This is a genomic window from Thiothrix sp., assembly GCF_028714775.1.
Lineage (GTDB): Bacteria > Pseudomonadota > Gammaproteobacteria > Thiotrichales > Thiotrichaceae > Thiothrix.
The window spans coordinates 16,651-33,677 of sequence record NZ_JAQTLS010000025.1; the positions used below are offsets into that span (position 1 = coordinate 16,651).

17 protein-coding genes are annotated in these 17,027 nt (G+C 55.1%); 9 read left to right on the forward strand and 8 right to left on the reverse strand.

The window, feature by feature from the left end:
* The first annotated feature begins 102 nt into the window (after positions 1 to 102).
* The 9 genes from PHE17_RS18350 (at position 103) to PHE17_RS18390 (ending at position 6,639) form a co-directional block, all read left to right on the forward strand.
* Positions 103 to 1,974: a M48 family metallopeptidase gene (locus tag PHE17_RS18350; protein ID WP_301017365.1), complete on the forward strand. Its 1,872-nt coding sequence runs from the start codon at positions 103 to 105 to the stop codon at positions 1,972 to 1,974.
* 220 nt (positions 1,975 to 2,194) lie between these two features.
* Entirely contained in the window at positions 2,195 to 2,665 is a 471-nt protein-coding gene (locus tag PHE17_RS18355; RefSeq protein WP_301017366.1) for a DUF2846 domain-containing protein, read from the forward strand.
* Positions 2,666 to 3,045: 380 nt separating this feature from the next.
* A complete protein-coding gene (locus PHE17_RS18360; RefSeq protein ID WP_301017367.1) occupies positions 3,046 to 3,759 on the forward strand; it encodes a hypothetical protein in 714 nt (237 codons plus the stop codon).
* Between the two features lie 21 nt (positions 3,760 to 3,780).
* The gene (locus PHE17_RS18365) at positions 3,781 to 4,047 is read left to right on the forward strand and encodes a hypothetical protein (protein ID WP_301017368.1); all 267 of its coding nucleotides are present in this window, start codon (positions 3,781 to 3,783) and stop codon (positions 4,045 to 4,047) included.
* Positions 4,047 to 4,583, forward strand: a complete 537-nt coding sequence (locus tag PHE17_RS18370; RefSeq protein WP_301017369.1) for a recombinase family protein — start codon at positions 4,047 to 4,049, stop codon at positions 4,581 to 4,583. The genes PHE17_RS18365 and PHE17_RS18370 overlap by 1 nt, the downstream gene beginning before the upstream one ends.
* Before the next feature lie 103 nt (positions 4,584 to 4,686).
* Entirely contained in the window at positions 4,687 to 4,905 is a 219-nt protein-coding gene (locus tag PHE17_RS18375) for an AbrB/MazE/SpoVT family DNA-binding domain-containing protein (RefSeq protein WP_301017370.1), read from the forward strand.
* Entirely contained in the window at positions 4,898 to 5,311 is a 414-nt protein-coding gene (locus PHE17_RS18380) for a type II toxin-antitoxin system VapC family toxin (protein WP_301017371.1), read from the forward strand. The genes PHE17_RS18375 and PHE17_RS18380 overlap by 8 nt, the downstream gene beginning before the upstream one ends.
* Positions 5,312 to 5,402: 91 nt before the next feature.
* Entirely contained in the window at positions 5,403 to 5,912 is a 510-nt protein-coding gene (locus PHE17_RS18385) for an HNH endonuclease (protein WP_301017372.1), read from the forward strand.
* A 151-nt stretch (positions 5,913 to 6,063) separates the two neighbouring features.
* A complete protein-coding gene (locus tag PHE17_RS18390) occupies positions 6,064 to 6,639 on the forward strand; it encodes a Uma2 family endonuclease (RefSeq protein ID WP_301017373.1) in 576 nt (191 codons plus the stop codon).
* A gap of 126 nt (positions 6,640 to 6,765) precedes the next feature.
* On the opposite strand, the gene PHE17_RS18395 is transcribed toward PHE17_RS18390, so the two are convergent.
* From PHE17_RS18395 to traC, 8 genes are read right to left on the reverse strand one after another with little or no spacing between them, the layout of a single operon-like run.
* Positions 6,766 to 7,302, reverse strand: coding sequence for a hypothetical protein (locus tag PHE17_RS18395; protein ID WP_301017374.1), 537 nt, complete (start codon positions 7,300 to 7,302; stop codon positions 6,766 to 6,768).
* Positions 7,303 to 7,318: 16 nt separating this feature from the next.
* Positions 7,319 to 7,513: a hypothetical protein gene (locus PHE17_RS18400; protein ID WP_301017375.1), complete on the reverse strand. Its 195-nt coding sequence runs from the start codon at positions 7,511 to 7,513 to the stop codon at positions 7,319 to 7,321.
* Positions 7,514 to 7,515: 2 nt separating this feature from the next.
* Positions 7,516 to 10,992: a conjugal transfer protein TraG N-terminal domain-containing protein gene (locus tag PHE17_RS18405; RefSeq protein WP_301017376.1), complete on the reverse strand. Its 3,477-nt coding sequence runs from the start codon at positions 10,990 to 10,992 to the stop codon at positions 7,516 to 7,518.
* 10 nt (positions 10,993 to 11,002) lie between these two features.
* Complete coding sequence (locus PHE17_RS18410; protein ID WP_301017377.1) at positions 11,003 to 12,451, reverse strand: conjugal transfer protein TraH; 1,449 nt, start codon at positions 12,449 to 12,451, stop codon at positions 11,003 to 11,005.
* The gene (locus PHE17_RS18415) at positions 12,452 to 13,240 is read right to left on the reverse strand and encodes a conjugal transfer protein TraF (RefSeq protein WP_301017378.1); all 789 of its coding nucleotides are present in this window, start codon (positions 13,238 to 13,240) and stop codon (positions 12,452 to 12,454) included. It abuts the gene before it with no gap.
* Positions 13,237 to 13,773 carry a signal peptidase I gene (gene lepB / locus PHE17_RS18420; protein WP_301017379.1) on the reverse strand — a complete coding sequence of 179 codons (537 nt, stop codon included), beginning with the start codon at positions 13,771 to 13,773 and terminating at the stop codon, positions 13,237 to 13,239. The genes PHE17_RS18415 and lepB overlap by 4 nt, the downstream gene beginning before the upstream one ends.
* Positions 13,748 to 14,503, reverse strand: a complete 756-nt coding sequence (locus tag PHE17_RS18425; RefSeq protein ID WP_301017380.1) for a hypothetical protein — start codon at positions 14,501 to 14,503, stop codon at positions 13,748 to 13,750. Before PHE17_RS18425 ends, lepB begins: the two co-directional genes overlap by 26 nt.
* Positions 14,490 to 17,024, reverse strand: a complete 2,535-nt coding sequence (gene traC / locus PHE17_RS18430) for a type IV secretion system protein TraC (RefSeq protein WP_301017381.1) — start codon at positions 17,022 to 17,024, stop codon at positions 14,490 to 14,492. Before traC ends, PHE17_RS18425 begins: the two co-directional genes overlap by 14 nt.
* Positions 17,025 to 17,027: the final 3 nt, after the last annotated feature.

Below are 17,027 nucleotides of genomic sequence, written 5' to 3' on the forward strand. Positions count from 1 at the left end.
AACAGAGCGCCTGTCTTGCCTGTTTATCAGAAAACCTGCCTTATCCGCTTGTACTTTGTTACCCTACTGCCAGTAATATCAACTAAAAACTACGAATGCCGCATGAAAACATCTACTGAATACCGCCAGCAATTTGAAGAATTGGTAGAACGCGCCGAACAGGAAATTGCAGAACAACCAGCCGCTTACAAACGCCGCCTTAAATGGCTGGCGTTGCTGGGTTATGCAGTCATTCTCGGTTTGTTGGTACTGCTGCTGGTGCTGACTGGCGGAACGGTATGGTTGGCACTGACTAGCTCAGCCCTATTGTTGCTGTTATTTAAGAGCAAGCTGATTTTTGTACTGGCGGGTCTGGTCTGGGTACTTGTCCGTTCCCTGTTTGTGCGGATTAGGGCACCCAAAGGCTATGAATTGTCGCGGGCAGGATTTCCGCACGTGTGGGCAGAGGTGGATAAGCTGGGCAAGGAACTGGGTACGCCGCCCATCCATAACATTATCCTTACATCAGAGATGAATGCCGCCATTGCCCAAACTCCGCGTCTTGGCATCATCGGGCCGTACAAAAACACCCTGATTTTGGGGCTGGAGTTGCTGTTCGCCCTGACCACTGGGCAGGCACGTTCGGTATTGGCGCACGAACTGGCACACCTTTCCGGTGATCACAGTAAGTTTTCCGGCTGGATTTACCGCCTGCGCCAAAGCTGGACGCAGGTGAATGGCGCATTCCATGCATCCAATGTCTGGGGAACAGGGCTGTTACGCCGGTTTCTTGATTGGTATGCACCGTATTTTTCCGGCTATTCCTACGTGCTGGCACGCGACAACGAATACGAGGCAGATGCACTGGCTGGCAAGCTGACCTCGCATGACACCGCCGCTTCCGCACTGGTGGCAGTGCATGTGTACGGCGAGCTGACCGGGCAACAATTCTGGCGCAGCCTTTATGACCAAGCATATACCCAAGCACAACCGGAAACAGCGGCCTACACCCGCTTGCAGCAGTTTTACCAACAATTTCCCATACATGAGGATGAATTCAAACGCCACTTGCGTACTGCCCTGACGCGCAAGACTGACCCAGCCGATACGCATCCCGCATTGATGGAACGCCTGAAAGCGCTCAAGGCAACTGGCATCAAGCCTGAAACCGATACCTGCAAGGCTGCGGTATGGTTGGGGGAAAAAACGGTGGGTGTCATCCAGCATTTCAACCAGCAATGGGTCAGTGAGAACACCGCGCAATGGCTGGACTTCCACCAGCGTGCCCAGACTGCCAGACAGGATGTCGACAAACTCGCTGCCCGCGACTACCACGCGCTGGCTGAAAGTGAAAAGTGGCAACTGGCAAGCCTGACCGAACGTTTTCTGCCTGCCCGCGATGCCCTGCCACTGTACCAACAATACGCCGCCAGCTACCCGGAAGACACCGACGCCGACCTTGCCATCGGTCGTTTGCTGCTGGTGCGTGATAATGCCGATGGTATCTGCCATCTTGAAAAGGCCATGTGCAACCCTGCCTTGTGCGTTTATGCGGCGGAAGAAGCATGGCGTTATTATGTCCGCCAGCAGCAGCCACAACAGGCTGGCGACTGGCTGATCCGGCTGGAATCGGCTGCTGACCTGCTGGAAGAAGCCCGCCAAGAGCGGGCCGATATACAAGGTAGCGATACCCTGATGGCTCCCAATGCATTGGATAAAGCTGGCGAGGAACTGGTGCAGGAGTTGCTGGGGACACTTCCACAGCACGGTAAGGTGCAGGAAGTATGGCTTGCACAAAAGAAAGTGCGCCATTTTCAGGATAACCCGTTATTCGTACTGGCGGTCAAAGTTGGCGGTTTTGTATACGATGAGGGCAGTTTGCAACGGGCTTTACTGGACGCGACCCAGACACAGCGTACCGTGTTTGTCGTCAATACTGCATCACATAAAAAGTTGGCGAAAAAGGTCATGGCAGTGGGGCGGCAGATTTATTGAGATGGCAAAACTTAAAGAAACGCACGGCTGGGCGCAATACCCAACTTGAAAATTTACCAGCCTGAATCGGACGCATTTTCATGCGGATAAGTCAGCAGTCAGTATAGGCATTAAAAAGAAGGTATTGGGGGAGTTGTGCCCCCTGTTCCAGTAACCGAATATCCAGTACTATCGGCTTACACCTAATTTGTGGGGAACCAAACTGCTCCGAGGGAAAATTATGACAAAATTATTTACATACTGTTTGCTGTCCTTATTGATAGTTGTGCTTTCCATCACTGGATGTGCGGCAGGCCCAGTTTTCAAGGAACAGCCTGAACCGACCAATGGCCAATCCTTGGTTTACCTTTACAGGCCATCGGCTATAGCTGCCAGCATGGGGTCGCCCTCTATATACCTTGACGGCATTGAACAGAAAGCCACTCTGACGGATGGTGGGTATATGGTCATGTACACAACCCCCGGCAGACACACCATTACTGCGAAAGGGAAAAGTAAGATTTGGGGATGGGGATTCCCCGATGCCTCTGTCATGGTTGATGCAAAGCCACAGTCTAAGCATTACATCCGTCTCTCAACAAGCATAACTGCCATATATGCCCCAACTGCGTTGGACTTTGGGCTAAGTTATGCTGAAGTCCCCCTCCAACAAGGCAATGCTGAAATACGCCAATGCTCGCTGATCCAATAAGGAAAGGCGCGGATAGGAATGCCGCGCCATTCAAATATGAGTGTCATTAAACAGCCCCGCATTTTGGTTATCAGTTGAGAGGTTTTTAGCTTACTTCTCGTTAAGTTTCCGAATTTTAGTCAGATGGGATTTCTTAACGGGTTCTTATGCCCCATTTTCTGGCACTACCCTTCCTTGCACCAGTCTAAACCAGTGGCCTATTTGTCTTGCAAACATATTAAAATATATGAGACATTATGGTACATAACATGATAGGCATTGGTTACAACCAGTGCCACTGGCTGAGGCTTTAACTCTTATGCGTAAGACCCCCAAGGGGCAGCGGCGGTGTTTCTCCAAGAGTCACCAGCCCCTTTTATTCTTTTGTTAGGACGTGAGCGATGAAGGCGGAAATGTTACAGCGTTTTTGCGAAGTGGGGCCAAACTCCCGGTTCCCCACGCCGTTGCGGGTGGGTGGGTACTACTACGCCACCAACGGTAACGCCACGTTGCGCGTAGCAGAAGAAATGGTTGACGGTGAGGTCTTTGGATGCCAACCATGTTCCCTGTATGACTTGGAAAAACTTTTTCAGGGGCAACCCTGCCGGGTGTTGGATGCCTTGGCAGACCTTGATGACGGTTTCCTGCTTGATGACCCAAGCTATGCAAGCTACGGGATGGTTGATAACTACCAGTTCAATCCACCCCCGATGGTCGGTTGCCAGTGCCTTGATGGTACGGTGTACAGTTGGGATGAGGCGGATGAAGGCCACGTTACTTGCCATGTCTGCGGCGGCACAATGAAATATGCGTCAGTTGCCCATGATGGGGAGCCAAAGCAAGTCGTATTAGTCCGGTTGGGAAATGGCAGCTATGCCCATGCACCGCGCTATGCGCTGGTGGCTGATGCCATAGGGGGTGGGTCGCCTGTCACAGCTTACCTCTCCAAAGATGCAAGGAAGTGGAAGATACCCCATGTTTTTACGGCAGGTGGCGTCTCCATCACGCTGTCACAGCCCTACTTGCCAGCAGAACCAGACCTATACTGGGATGTGCCGGGTGGTAAGTTGGTGGTGGGGCTGGGTGGCTCTGATGATTTTTCCAACCCGTTTTGATTTAGCCAAAGGAGGGCAAAGATGAGGATACAGGTTACTGCGGCAGGGAAATGGTCGCTGGATGCACCACAACAAGTGTGGCGGGATTCCGATGATGGGGTAATGCAACGGGCATTGTTTGCCGGGCAGGAAATGATTGTAATCAAGGAGGATGACGATGCCGAGCGCTTTGGGCTGCGCTATCTGGGGTTCAGTGCCAGCGGGTTCCTGACGATGGAAGCGGCAAAGCAGGGCGCACCGGAGTTTGCCCAGCGGGTGCTGGGGCGGATGGTGGAGATGGTTTCATAATGGTCATTGGGTATGCGCGGGACAATTCCGGGCAAGGTATGGAGGTGCAGATAGGGAAGCTGCGGCAGTATGGGTGTGAAAAGCTGTTCCAAGGGCAGGACAACGGAAATACGGAACTGGATACAGCATTGGGGGCCGCACAAGCAGGGGACACATTGGTGGTCGCCCACCTCTGCTACTTGGCTAAATCCATGTATGGGTTGGCAAAGGTGATCCAGCAACTGGGCCAGCGCGGGGTTAGGTTGGTGGTGCTGGATCAAGGGCTGGACTCAGCCCAAGCGGGCATGTACCAGACAATATTGGCTGTGGCAGAATTTGACCGTAACCTGATCAATGGGCGCATTGCCGAAGGTGTGGCTAAGGCCAAGGCGGCAGGCGTGAAGTTTGGACGCAAAGACAAGTTGGCTGCGGCAGAACTTGAGTCGCTGCGGCAGGAATTTAATACGCCGGGCATCAACAAGGTGGCGCTGGCAAAGAAGTATGGGATACACCGCTCCAGTTTATACAGGCTGGTTCAGGAGGGGCTGGGTTGCTGAATCCACACAGTTACCCTAGTTGGTGTGGGTGGCAAAACACTCGCCTTTTGGTTGTATTTATGCTGAAATAAGAATATGAATTCTTATTCTAATGAGGTGTATCATGCAAATCACCGAACGGGGGCAAGTGACCATCCCTCTCAAACTACGGGAACAACTCGGCTTTCGCCCTCACACTGAAGTCGAGTTCAGCATCCAAAATGGTCAGTTGATTTTGCGAAAAAAACCCGAAGCCAACCGTAGCCGTTTGGCAGGCATTTACGGCAAAAAGCGTTTTGAGCGTTCAACCGATGACCTGATGAAGTTGCTACGTGATGAGTGAATACCTGATTGATACCAATGTGTTACTGGATGTCATCGGCGCAGATGAGCAGTTTGGTGACTGCTCCCGTGTGTTGCTGGAACAGTTAGCAGAAGAAGGAATGTTGATCATTAACCCCGTCGTCTATGCCGAGATAGGTGCAATGTGCGATTCGCTGGAAGAGCTGGATAATTTGCTGCCAGAAACGCTGTTTCGCCGTGACCCTATTCCTTGGGAAGCGCATTTTCTTGCAGGGCAAGCCTTCCGACGTTATCGGCGCAACAAAGGGCAGCAAAAGCGTGTGCTAGCCGATTTCCTGATTGCAGCCCATGCTGCTTATGCAGGTTATACACTGGTTTCACGGGACAGTGGGCATAAACGCTATTTCAATATCGAATTGCTAAATCCCGCCGTGCAAGCGGTGTAAGATCACGCTGTACACAAACTAACCAATCTATTCAATGGATGGTTGTCAAAATAGGCGAAAGTGGGAATGTTTAGGACAGCAGGAAAAACCCATGAAACAGCTTGAACGGTTGATGTACCTGCAAGGTGGTGACTGCTTTTTTTGCGGGAAGTCAATCCCGGATGGGGAGGCCAGTGTTGAACATCTGGTGGCAACCGCGAATGGTGGACAAAAAAGCGATGACAATTGCGTGGCCTGCTGCAAGTCACTGAATACCCTACTGGGAAGCAGGACGATCAAGGAGAAACTACAAATAGTCCTAAACCAGAAAGGCCCATTCAGATGTCCCGCCAATATTGGCAAGCAGGGAAGCGAAACCGCGCTGCCTCCCGATCCACTGGACGGGAAAGTGGCTTTGGTGATGGAAGATTTGCGGAAACGTGGTTCGTCCCGCCCGCTTAAGCCCGACACATTGAGGAACACCATTGCAGCGGTTTTCGGGAAGCAGTTTACAGAAGAAGAAATTAACGCAATTCTGGAACGGTTACAGGCAAATGGTTGTGTATCCGTCCAAGATGGGAAAATCACATACAAACTTCCCCCAAAAAAGAAGAAAACTTGATGCTGGGGATCAGGTAAGTGCGGCAGAATAGTGTTGCTGGGATGTAGGTGGGCTGCGGCAGGATACCGGATACTGCGGCAGCGTTTTGGGAATGGCCTGCACAGCAAATATGGGCTGAGGCAGGAAACACAAACAGGCAAGGGAGGACAGGATGGCTGAAGCAGCAAAAAAAATACTGGAGGTGGCAACCTACGAAGACCTGTTGCAGCTTCCTGAACATCTGGTGGGGGAAATCATTAACGGTGAACTGTACGCACAACCGCGCCCAGCAGTCCGTCATGCACGGGCAGCCTCCGTGCTTGACCGGCGGGTAGGAAGTACCTTTGACGCTGGGGATGATGATTCTGGTGGCTGGCTTATCCTGTTTGAGCCTGAACTGCACTTAGGGGACAAACCCCACATCCTTGTCCCCGACTTGGCTGGATGGCGGCGGGAGCGTATGCCGCGCCTGCCAGATACGGCATGGATTGACCTTGCCCCAGACTGGGTGTGTGAAGTCATATCCCCATCAACTGCCAGTAAGGACAAAATCCTTAAGATGCCCATCTACCGTGAAATGGGGGTGGAATGGTTGTGGATGGTTGACCCGGAACACAAGACACTGGAGGCTTACCAGTCTGTTGGGGGGCATTGGATATTGTTAGGGGCTTGGGGGGATAATGATATGGCACATATCCAGCCATTTGATGCCGTTGGGATTCCTTTGGGATCGTTGTGGATTGGATGACTTTGGTAGTATAGGGAGAATGGGTTCTGATGATTAAACAACTGGGTAAGTCGAATATCAAAAGCCTTGGCAATGATTGGTGAGGGCATTGGCGTCCGGCCTATAGTTGGACGCCAACCCAAGGGCTTATTTTTTTGCGGCTTCGGGCCACATATCTAGGGGTTCCTTTCCCTTTTCCCAGAAATCCCGTTGTTTTCCCTCTCCGGGCCAGAAATCCACGATCACTTTGGGGTTCAGTACCCCAGCCTTCATGAATGCCGTCTTGTGTTTGGTATTGAAGTAGGCATAGCCGTAAAAGCCACCTTTCCCATCCCCACAGACTGTTGCATCGGTGATGGTTTCACCGGGATACAGCTTCCTTAGCCGTGTACCAAGGGCGAGGTCTCCCCTGTCGGTGAATTTATAGCCATCGGCAATACACCACGTCCAAAAGCGTGATTTCCGTACACTTACATGGTAAGTCGCCCCTAGAATCTTGTCGAACCCACTGAACTTATAGACAATGCCATCGCCTACATCACCGGGGCTGGCGTAGGAGTCGGCAAAATCTTCAAAAGATTGGTTAACATGCTGGGTTTTTCCGGGTATCACCGTCCCCGTACCGCTGCAACCTGCTAAGGCCAGTGAGGCCAATAATAGCGTTGCCATAATCTGTTGTTTCAATGTTATTCCCTCGTGTTTACTGTTGTGTTTTGTCAGCACCGTAGTCAAAAAAGCTGGAAGGGGGTGTCCCCAACGTGCCAACCTTGTCTTTCCCCTGTTCCCCGCTGCTGTAGCCATCTGGCAGTGCAGTCCAGATAGGGCGGGGGCTAATTTTCAACCAAAAGCTATCTAATGGGGAAGGGGGTACACCGTCTTTTTCGGTAGTTTCCATTGTTAGCCTTTCAGTTTCTGGTATGTATTGGTGATTTTTGCCACATAGTTCCGGGTCTCCTTGTAGGGAGGGATACCGCCATATTTGTCCACAGCCCCCGGCCCTGCATTGTAGGCTGCCAATGCCAAGCTAAGGTTTCCATCATACTTGTCCATTTGTTGCTTCATATAAGCAGCCCCCATCATGATGTTATCGTGGGGATCGTAGCGGTCATAGTTTCCCATGCCTAGTTGTTTTGCCACGCCTTCAGCAGTCTCGGGCATTAACTGCAACAGCCCACCGGCACCTTTATTGCTGGTGGCGTTGGGGTCGCCCTCCGATTCCTGCTTCATCATAGCGCGGATAATATCGGGGTCGAGGTTGTTCCGTACTGCTGCCTCTTGGATCAGGTGGTCATACCGGGTAACATTTCCGCCCACGTGACCGGATGTCATGGCATGGTGTTGGTTGCCACCCCATCCCCCTTCACTCAGGGTGCTTTTTTTTTGCGCCGCAGCCTCATCCTCGCCATACAGTTCGTTATAAATGGCAATGGTTGACCCCTGTTGCGATGGGGTGAGCAGGTCGCTTTGTGCAACACGGTTAAACCCGGCACTGTAATCGGTGTTCCAGTCTTGTGCCTGTCCGGTGGCGGCACGCTCAACAGCACCTGCAACCCCTTGGGACAGCCCTGATGCTGTGGCGGCAATGTCCACTATCCCCTTGTTCGCAAACTTTGCGACATCAGCAATAGGTTCTGGCGTTACTGACAGGACATTATCAGAGGTGCGTTCAAAAGCTGCGTCCCGTGCCGTGCGTTTTGCCATGTCACCGATTAATGCCGCCTTATGGTCGTGCCCATCCTGTAAACTGGCCTTATCTGCTTGGATTTTCCCTTGGGTGTCCGCCATGCCACCCTGCGTGGCATCCCGCAACGCCTGATAACCAGCGGGGGCTTTGCTGTTGGCATCCACCCCAGCAGCAGTGGATGCTTGCCCAACCTGCCCCGCCCCGGCATTTTGTAACCCTTGGATACCAGCGTTACCTTGTTGGGTAATGTCTGCGCGGTTAGCCGCATGGAAGGCACCAACACCCGCAGCGGTTGGTGCAGCCTGCAAGCCTACCAGTTCTGCACCACCACCTTGCTTGACGAAACTATCGACCCAGCCCTGCATTTTCTGGATAGCGGCCGCTTGGGCGGCAGGGTCGCTACTTTGGTAAGCTGCCGATTGGGTGTTTGTGAACTCGGCAGGGCTGACCCCTAAGCGGTTACGCATGAAGTCACTGATGTCCCCCCCAAAGCTGATTCCATCTTCCTCCATCCGCGCCCTAGTGGTTTCAAAGGCTTGCGCTGTTTGGTAAGATGCGGCGGCTTTTTCTGCCAAGGCGTTGTTTCGTTGTAACCCGGTTTGCAGGTTGTTGGTGGCGGTATCAGATACCCCGTCCCGATGGGTCGCAGACAACTGCGTGGAGAGTTGTTGGGCGGTTTGCATCGACTCCTTAAAGCCCGATTGTTCGGCAACTTTAACCGCTTCCTTGTAATCCTCTTGGGATTTGGTATCAGCGCCACCACTCATTTTGATACCTTGTGCCGCTTGTGCCAATAAGCCTAAGCCCGATTGGTAACTCAAGCCCCGGCTGGTGGCAAAATCATGCCCAATGGATTCCATCTTGTCCACGGCTTGCACCACTTGGGTGGATTGCTGCTGTGCGGCGGTATCGGTTTTATCCGTGGATTGCTGCACCTGATGACCGAAGGATTTCATGTTGCTTAACAAGGATGAAGTGGAATCCATGTATTCGGCGGAGTCCATACGGGCAGCGGTCACGGATTCCCGCGCACTGGCACTGACGGATGACTTGATGGCTGAATCCATCTGTGTGCCATACGCATAATCGCTTTTCATCATGCGGGTGATCATCCCACCCGTCGATGTCATTGTCGTGGTCGTGCCAGTACCCGGATTCGTCATGGAGGTCATGCCCCATGACATGCTGGTGTTGGTGTCCATCTTGTTGGCATTCATGTTACCCCACGAAGCTGTATCCATTGTCATGGTGTTCATGGTCAGCGCACCATTGGTCTGTTCGGTGGCAGATGCAGTGGCGGCACTGTTGGCAGGTTGCATCAGGCTGCTGTAGACACTCCCACCTGCATTCATGCCACCTTTTAGCAGCATGTAGGAGATCATGGGGATGCTGACCGCCATGTAACCTGCCAGTGCCACCATGTCGGCGTTGACCGAAAACACGGAGTTCATGCTCTCCAACGTCAGCCCATAGGAGCCATCCGACAGCAGTGCCGCATTCATGCTGCTTTGGTGCCCATACCAATACATGACCGAATTGATGATGGCGTACAGGATCGGCCACATCTGCAACCACACCATGAACATCGCGTACTGCCCGAAGGCGGCCACCCCACCGGGCATCAGGACGAACAGGAACACCAGTGGCGCAATCGCGTAGCCGATGGCTTCCATGACCGCCTTCATCACCGGCAAGGTGCGTGCAGCGGTGTTGCCCATCGTGAGGTACATGTTGCGCTGTTGCGTTTCTGCCTTGGCTTGGTAAATGGCCGTTGCCATTGACTGGTTGTCGGCGTCGATGGAAGCCCCCTCCAATGCCCCAGAGATGGCCTTGACCATCATCGCTTGCCGGGTCAGGTCAGCCCCCGTTTGGGTAATGCCGATAAAATCCGTGGCGGTTGTGCCGCCCGCACTGGCAAGGAAGGCCGACTGTGCCGCTGAAATCCCCTTGGTGGGCCACAGCTTTTGCCCTGCCCGCCCGGCTGCGGCATCGACCTGCGGGTTAATGCGGGTGTTGAGGTCAGTAGCCGCTTCCCGGCAGGAACGCATGATGTGGTCTTGGAACTCAATCCAGCGGTTCTGCTGCCCCTTGTCCTTCAAATACGTCCACAGGTCTGAGGCGGTTGCCATGGCATCCAATGTCAGCGTGCCTGCGGTGATCTGCGGAAACATGCAATGCCCGATGAACAGGTTCATGTCGGCTGAATAGCGGGCATCCGGGAACTCCATCTCCCCGTAGGAGCGCACCACATTGGCCCCGAACAACATCCCGTTCTGGGTGTATTTTTGGTCGCCGGGGATGGTGATGTAGGTTTCGTACTTGTCCACCAAGCCTTTGCCAATCCCGCTGGTGATGTAGGCCAATGCCGCAACCCCCAGCGGCACGTTGGTCACGACCGGGGACGCACCACTGGGTGGGTCAATCGGGTCGATGATGACCGTATCCACCTTCGGCACGATCAGCCCCACCCAAAAGAAAGCGTAAAACAGCAGCCATGACCAGTCAGCCTGTATTGTACCGCCACCACCGCCTTTGCCCCGCAATGCTGCCAACAACACCCACAGCAAGGCGATAAAGCCCGCAATCCGTGCCAACGTTGAATAACTGCTTGACCCCATGAACATCTTGACCGACTGCAAGGCTTCCACCACGTAGGAGCCACTGCCAAACGTATAAACCTCGAATAACATGCCTTCCCCCTTAGCGCCGCAGCACTTGTGCCAGCCGCAGGCGCTGGGCGAGTGAGGGGGCATAGCGTGCGGTCGCCATCTTCTTCATCTGCGCATAAACGGCGATGATGTTGTTCAATCCGCCCTTTTTCTGCTGCTCCGTACTCAACGCCCTTTGGGTAGATTCCAGTATGGTACGCAGGTTTGCCGCAATCTCGGCCCGCATCTGCTCTGTACCCGCCACGGTGTCGCCATCGCTGGCCAGTGCCGTCAAGAGTGGGACTGCCGCCTTGGAGAAGAAGCGGTAAGTTATCTCCTTGGTAAGCAATACCTTGTACTCCTCGGCAAGGATGGAGCCTTGCATGTTCGCATCGTATTCCGCTTGGAGCAGGGAGAAAATGGGGTATTCGCTCAGGCTAATGACCATCAGGGCATCCCCTGCATTAGGGCAATCCGTGCAAGCGGCAATATTGGCAGTCGGATCTTTTATCGACTTCACCACATGCGCAATGCCTTTCTCAACACGCTCACGGATTTGTGCCAATGCCTTGCTGTTGCTGTAGGCCACGGTTGTAGGCCCAAAGCATGTGTCGTGGTTATCACAACGCAACATGTTAAAATTGGTGTCACCCCGCAAAAACTCGTCATACGAGATGACCGCAGCGACAGCCCGTGTTTTCTGCGGGGCGTTGGTGTTTCCCTCTGGGATAATGACCGTCCCGGTGATGGACATGAGCAGTTCCGCCAAATTGTTGTCTGTGATGCCCGCACTTTTGAGCGCCCGCCACACAATATTGCCTGCTGCCAATTCCTTCATTTTCCGCTCGGGGTCATTTTTGTCCAAACCCAGTATCGAAGAAAAATCCCAGCCCTGTTCGTCACAGGCAGTTTTAATGGTGAACTCATCTGACATGACCCCCTCACCGCTGCGCCAGCGTTTGCACAGGTCAGTGTTCGCACCCCCCATCCCGCGCCACAAGGCTGCCCCCATCTTGGTGCCTGCCTCACAGGAATTGATGCCCGCTTGGTTGGCTTTTTGCGCCCACTCCTGCAAGCGCTTCATCAGGGAGGACAGGTCTGGCGACAACCCATCCAGTGCCAAGTAAAAGGCAGTGGAGACGGCTGTTGACCCGATCTGCCGCGCCATGGCGATAATTTGTTCCTTGTTGATGAAGGAGAAGCCACCCAAGAACGCATCAATCCCGCTACAGCCAAACCTGATGGTTGGGGCTTGGAAACTCATCAGTTGGTAATTGTTGACGGGGGTGCGGATACGCAAGCCACCGCCGGAGAAATACCCCGCCGACTGCCCTTGGTACATGGCTGCGGGGGAAACGGAGGCCGAGCCACCAAGGGAATCGTAGTATGCGTTCAGCCGCCCCTCCAAATCTGCACTGGCGGGGCTTGCCACCAAGGCCAGCAAGGTTGCTAGCAACCCTATTTTCACCAGTACCATCACGGTTTTGTGTATTTTCAGCACTTAATATACCCCCGGTTGCATCATCACCATCCGCCTGATGCGGGTTTCAATCTCATCTATCGGTACGACACCGTAGCCTAACGGCAGGGTTTCTTGGGTGTTTGGGTTGACGATGAACATCGCAGGCGCATCCTGCACCCCCATCTTTGCCGCAATCCCATTGTCTGGCTTGGCATTGGGGAAGTCCGGGTTGCTGGAACCGTCCAACGACACCGCCATCACCGTGATCTGGTATTCCTTCACCAATGCCTGCAATATCCTGCCCTGCTCAGTGCAGTACGGGCAGTTCCCCTTGAAGAAGAAAAACAGGCCGTTGTCCTTCGCCACTACCCTGAGCGCCGCCTTTTGTTCGGCACGGGTCATTTCCCGCTCCACCCGCACCCCACCCGCAGCAGTCGGGTGGGTGAAGGCATAGTCCAGTGCCGGGTTAGCCCAGCGTACCCGCTGCCACATATCGGTAAACAGCATCGCTTTGTCCATGGTTTGGTCTTGCAGGGCGAGGTACTTCGACAAGCTGCCCGGTGTCGGCCTTAAAATGGCCTCGTTCTTGGCCTCCTCCAAGCCAGCACGCACCTCCGCCATTTCTTCCGTGGCGGTTTTCCGGGCAGGTGGTGGTGCTTGTGTGGTTTTATCCTTGCCGATGGCAGGTTTGGGTGCGGGTGGTGGTGGCATTTCTTTCCAAAACCAGCCCCGTGCCTTGTCGCCATACCACGGGTCAGCCGCCCACGCAGGCGCGGCAACCGCCAGCAGCAAGGCGGTTGCCAGCAAGCCCCATAACAGCCGCCTCACCACAGCACTTCCCCGGCAATTTGCCCGGCCTGTACCAAGCCAACCTCAGCATAACGGCTGTCGTAGGAATCCGGGTGTGGGGTCGCCACGAAGTAATGCCCCGCTGGGATAGTGCCAGCCGGTGTCCAGCCCATCACCTCCCCAAAGCGGTTACGGTGCTTGGCCTTGCCAACCCGCTTGCCTGCCACATACACGGCATCACCACGCCATTCAATGCGGTCGCCCGGAACCCCAGCAACCCGCTTGATGAACACCATCCCCACCGGGTAATGGCGCACCCCAGCCCCCACATGGAAAGCCAGCAACCCACCCCGTACCACAGGTGCAGGTGGTTGCCCTGCCTTGGCCAGTGCCACGATGAAAAACTTATCCCGCAGGCTGTCGGTTTCATTCCCGGCAACCCGGTAATGCCCAATGGCCCACAGCAGGGCACTGCCCCAGACAAGGGCCACAGCCAATGACAGCAACAGGTAATTGCGCAGGAGGCGGGCTTTTGCCCAGCGCCCATCAAGGTGCGGTGACAGGTTTTGCATCGGCTGGCCCCATGTCCTTGGCATCAGTGGTTGCCGGGGCAACCGGGGCGGCAGTCAGGGCGTCCGGTGCGGCGGTTGGCGGCAATGCCAAGGGGGCTGGCAGGGCGTCCGGTGCGGCGGTTGGCGGCAATGCCAAGGGGGCTGGCAGGGCGTCCGGTGCGGCGGCTGGCGGCAATGTCAGGGGAGCCGGCAGGGCGTCCGGCAATGCCGGGGCAGGTGGGGCAGCATCCCCAGCGCCTTGCCGCAAATCCTTGTTGAATTTTCCGGTACGTTTCAGCACCAGCACCCGGAACTCGTCGGTAAAGTCCGGTACAGTACCTTGGTAGGCCAAGGCTTGCGGCTGTACCAGTGTGTAACCGGGGTGCAGTTCCGTGCTGAGGTGTTTCAGCAGCGGGTCAATCTGGTTGGCGGCACGCGCTGATTCCTCCAGTGCCCAACTGACCGCGTTGGGGTCATTGGGGTCACGCAGCACCCGTTCGTGGAATTCCTGCATGATCTTGGCAATGTCCACCGTCGCCAACTTGACGGCTGCTGCCCCGCCTTCGCGGTTGCCCAAGCCCACCATGCTGGGGAGCAACAACAGCACCAGTGTTGCCCCCACCACCCCCCACACCAGCGGGGCGGCAACCCCCAGCAACATATCCTGCCACTTGTTGCCCAACAGGGGCCATTTCCGGGCGGGTTGCCCCGCCACAGGGGTGATAATATCCACCTTGTTACCGCCGTCCATCTTGTGCCTCCTCAATACGCACCAATTCTTCCACCGCATCTGCCAAGCTGTAGCCTTGTGCCACCAACTGGTTGACTGCGTGTACCTCTTCCGCCTTGGTTGAGTAAATTTTCGCGGTGAACTTGTCCACGATCAGCCGCCCCACTGCCCCACCGCCGGGCATGTGGATATACACTTCCGAATATTCCCCGTGGCGTGTCCTGATGGAGCGCAACAAGCGCCCCAACCACCCATCAACCGTGAAACGCCCGGATGCCTTCAACTGTTCAATCGACTCATCCTTTTGCCGCAGCATAAACACCCAATCGGAGTTCTCCCATGCAGCCTGTGCCGCCGCATTCTTGTAATAGTCATTGACCGACTGGGTGGCAGTCAGGAACGCACCACCGTATTTGCGCACCCGCCGGTAGCCCGTTTCGATGAACTTCCCGGCCTGCCCACCCCCCATCAAATCCCATGCCTCGTCGATGATGCACACCTTGCGGCGGTCACGCGCACCCAGATACATCTCCTGCTGGATGCGCAGCATGATGATCAACAGCACCACGCCTTGCAGTTCCTTGCGGGATTTGAGTTCCTCCAACTCCAACACGATAAATTCATTGTCGAAGGACAGGGTGGATGCCCCATCGAAAAACCGCCCGTAAACCCCATCCTTGGTGTACGGGAACAGTATCTGGCCCATGTCTTTTGCCCGTTCATCGGGGTGGTCCAGCAAATACCGCGCAATGTCACCGAAGGTGGCCGCGTTGGCCTTGTCCCGCCATGCCTGCCCAATGGCCTGCTCAATCCATGACATGCGCAAGTCGTCAACCACGCCTTCTGACGCAACCGCTTGTGCAACAATCTGTTTGAGCATGGTCAGCTCATCATCATCAAATTCACGGATATGGGTGAAGGGGTTGATATTGATGCCGGATTTTTCCGTGAACTCGATGAATTGCCCTCCCAACAGCTTGCAGGTGCGCTCGTAAGAACGCCCCACGTCGATGATCCATGCACGCCCACCCGTGCCGACCACCGAACTGACCACCTCATTGAGGAAGAATGACTTGCCCGAACCGGAGGAGGCCACCACCGCACCGTTGTAGTTGCCTTGGTTGTTGTCGAACATGTCAATGTACATGACCTGCCCACGCCGCCCGGACAACAGCAGCAACGGCGAGGACGTGCCGCTCCACTCGCCCACCACTGGCAGGGTGTTGGCCACATTGAATTGGGTGATGGTGCGCAGGCGCTTGAGCTTGGCAAAGTCTGCCGCCAGATGCGGGTCAAACCTGCCGGGCAGGCACGCAAGGAACGACTGCACCTGCAAGAAGCGGTCAACTTGCAGGCTCCAGCCCTTCGCCATGTAAAGGCTTTTCACTTGGTTCTCGGCTTGGTCGGCCAAACCCAATTGGGCATACAAGGTGATGCCGTGCCACACCCGTGCCAGCAAGATGCCGGAGTCCACATCATCCTGCACCTTGCGCCACTCACGTCCCCGATTGCCCAAGTCCGGCAAGAATTTTGCCATGGGTGAGTCCGCCACTTGGATGGCACGGCTGGACTTCAAGGCGACAAGGCGGCGCATACTTTCCGCATCCGGTATCTGGAGCGCCAACGTGGACACAAACGGGCAAGGGATTTGCAGCGTCTCTTGGAAGAAGTCACCGATAAAATCCAGCATTTGTGCCAGTGACCACTCTTTGGGGTAATCTTTGACCGACAGGCAACGGATGGCCTTGTCACCAATGGTGATGCCATCCTTGTCATGCAGCAGATTGGTTTCACGGGACACCACCTGGTCCCTGATCGGGATGCTGTCATCGTAAGTGGGTGGCTGTTGTTTGGACTCCCCCAGCTTTGCCGGGTTCAGCATCTCATCCAGTAGCTGGACTAAGCGCTGGGGTGGCATTATGCGGGAGGGGAAACCCGCAGCCCGCAACACCCCCGTCAGCCCATCCCGCAGGGACAGCGCATCGGTGATGTCATGTGCATCAGGCCCACCCGGCATGAACACCGCAAACGTGCAGCGGAAATTCCGCAACAAGTAGGTGGAGTCACTGAACAGCGATTTCCGCACACCTTGCAGCAGGTAATCCGCCCGCCGTTGCGCCATCCGCGCATAAATCGAACCCGGTTTGCGGGCGTCCACCCAGTATTGCAGTGCCGGGGTGATCTCCGGGGAGGCGTACAGGCACACCTGTAGCGTTGTGCCTGTCACGTACTGCTGGTTGAACAGGCCCAACAGCACCCGCGCCATTTCCTCACTGCCACCCGGTGAAGGGGGGATTTCAAGGATGAAGCCGTAACTTTTGGGGATGGCCTTGGCATCCATGAACGCAGCATGGAACTGGCTGTGGTAAAGCTGGGTTTCCGGGTCAAAGGAATAATGGTTCAACAGGTCAGCCAAGCCGTGTGTTTGGAGGTGCTGGTTGAAAACCGCGATGCTGGGGGGTGGCACGCCCCGCAGGACAGCCGCATCCGGTGTCACCCGCCGGTTCCTGAAGTCAAACAGTTTGCCCAGTGCCTGCAACATGCC

Coding starts and splice junctions, on each gene's coding strand:
- PHE17_RS18350 (WP_301017365.1), top strand. CDS start 103: ATGAAAACATCTACTGAATACCGCCAGCAATTTGAAGAATTGGTAGAA.
- PHE17_RS18355 (WP_301017366.1), top strand. CDS start 2,195: ATGACAAAATTATTTACATACTGTTTGCTGTCCTTATTGATAGTTGTG.
- PHE17_RS18360 (WP_301017367.1), top strand. CDS start 3,046: ATGAAGGCGGAAATGTTACAGCGTTTTTGCGAAGTGGGGCCAAACTCC.
- PHE17_RS18365 (WP_301017368.1), top strand. CDS start 3,781: ATGAGGATACAGGTTACTGCGGCAGGGAAATGGTCGCTGGATGCACCA.
- PHE17_RS18370 (WP_301017369.1), top strand. CDS start 4,047: ATGGTCATTGGGTATGCGCGGGACAATTCCGGGCAAGGTATGGAGGTG.
- PHE17_RS18375 (WP_301017370.1), top strand. CDS start 4,687: ATGCAAATCACCGAACGGGGGCAAGTGACCATCCCTCTCAAACTACGG.
- PHE17_RS18380 (WP_301017371.1), top strand. CDS start 4,898: ATGAGTGAATACCTGATTGATACCAATGTGTTACTGGATGTCATCGGC.
- PHE17_RS18385 (WP_301017372.1), top strand. CDS start 5,403: ATGAAACAGCTTGAACGGTTGATGTACCTGCAAGGTGGTGACTGCTTT.
- PHE17_RS18390 (WP_301017373.1), top strand. CDS start 6,064: ATGGCTGAAGCAGCAAAAAAAATACTGGAGGTGGCAACCTACGAAGAC.
- PHE17_RS18400 (WP_301017375.1), bottom strand. CDS start 7,513: ATGGAAACTACCGAAAAAGACGGTGTACCCCCTTCCCCATTAGATAGC.
- PHE17_RS18405 (WP_301017376.1), bottom strand. CDS start 10,992: ATGTTATTCGAGGTTTATACGTTTGGCAGTGGCTCCTACGTGGTGGAA.
- lepB (WP_301017379.1), bottom strand. CDS start 13,773: ATGCAAAACCTGTCACCGCACCTTGATGGGCGCTGGGCAAAAGCCCGC.
- PHE17_RS18425 (WP_301017380.1), bottom strand. CDS start 14,503: ATGGACGGCGGTAACAAGGTGGATATTATCACCCCTGTGGCGGGGCAA.
- traC (WP_301017381.1), bottom strand. CDS start 17,024: ATGTTGCAGGCACTGGGCAAACTGTTTGACTTCAGGAACCGGCGGGTG.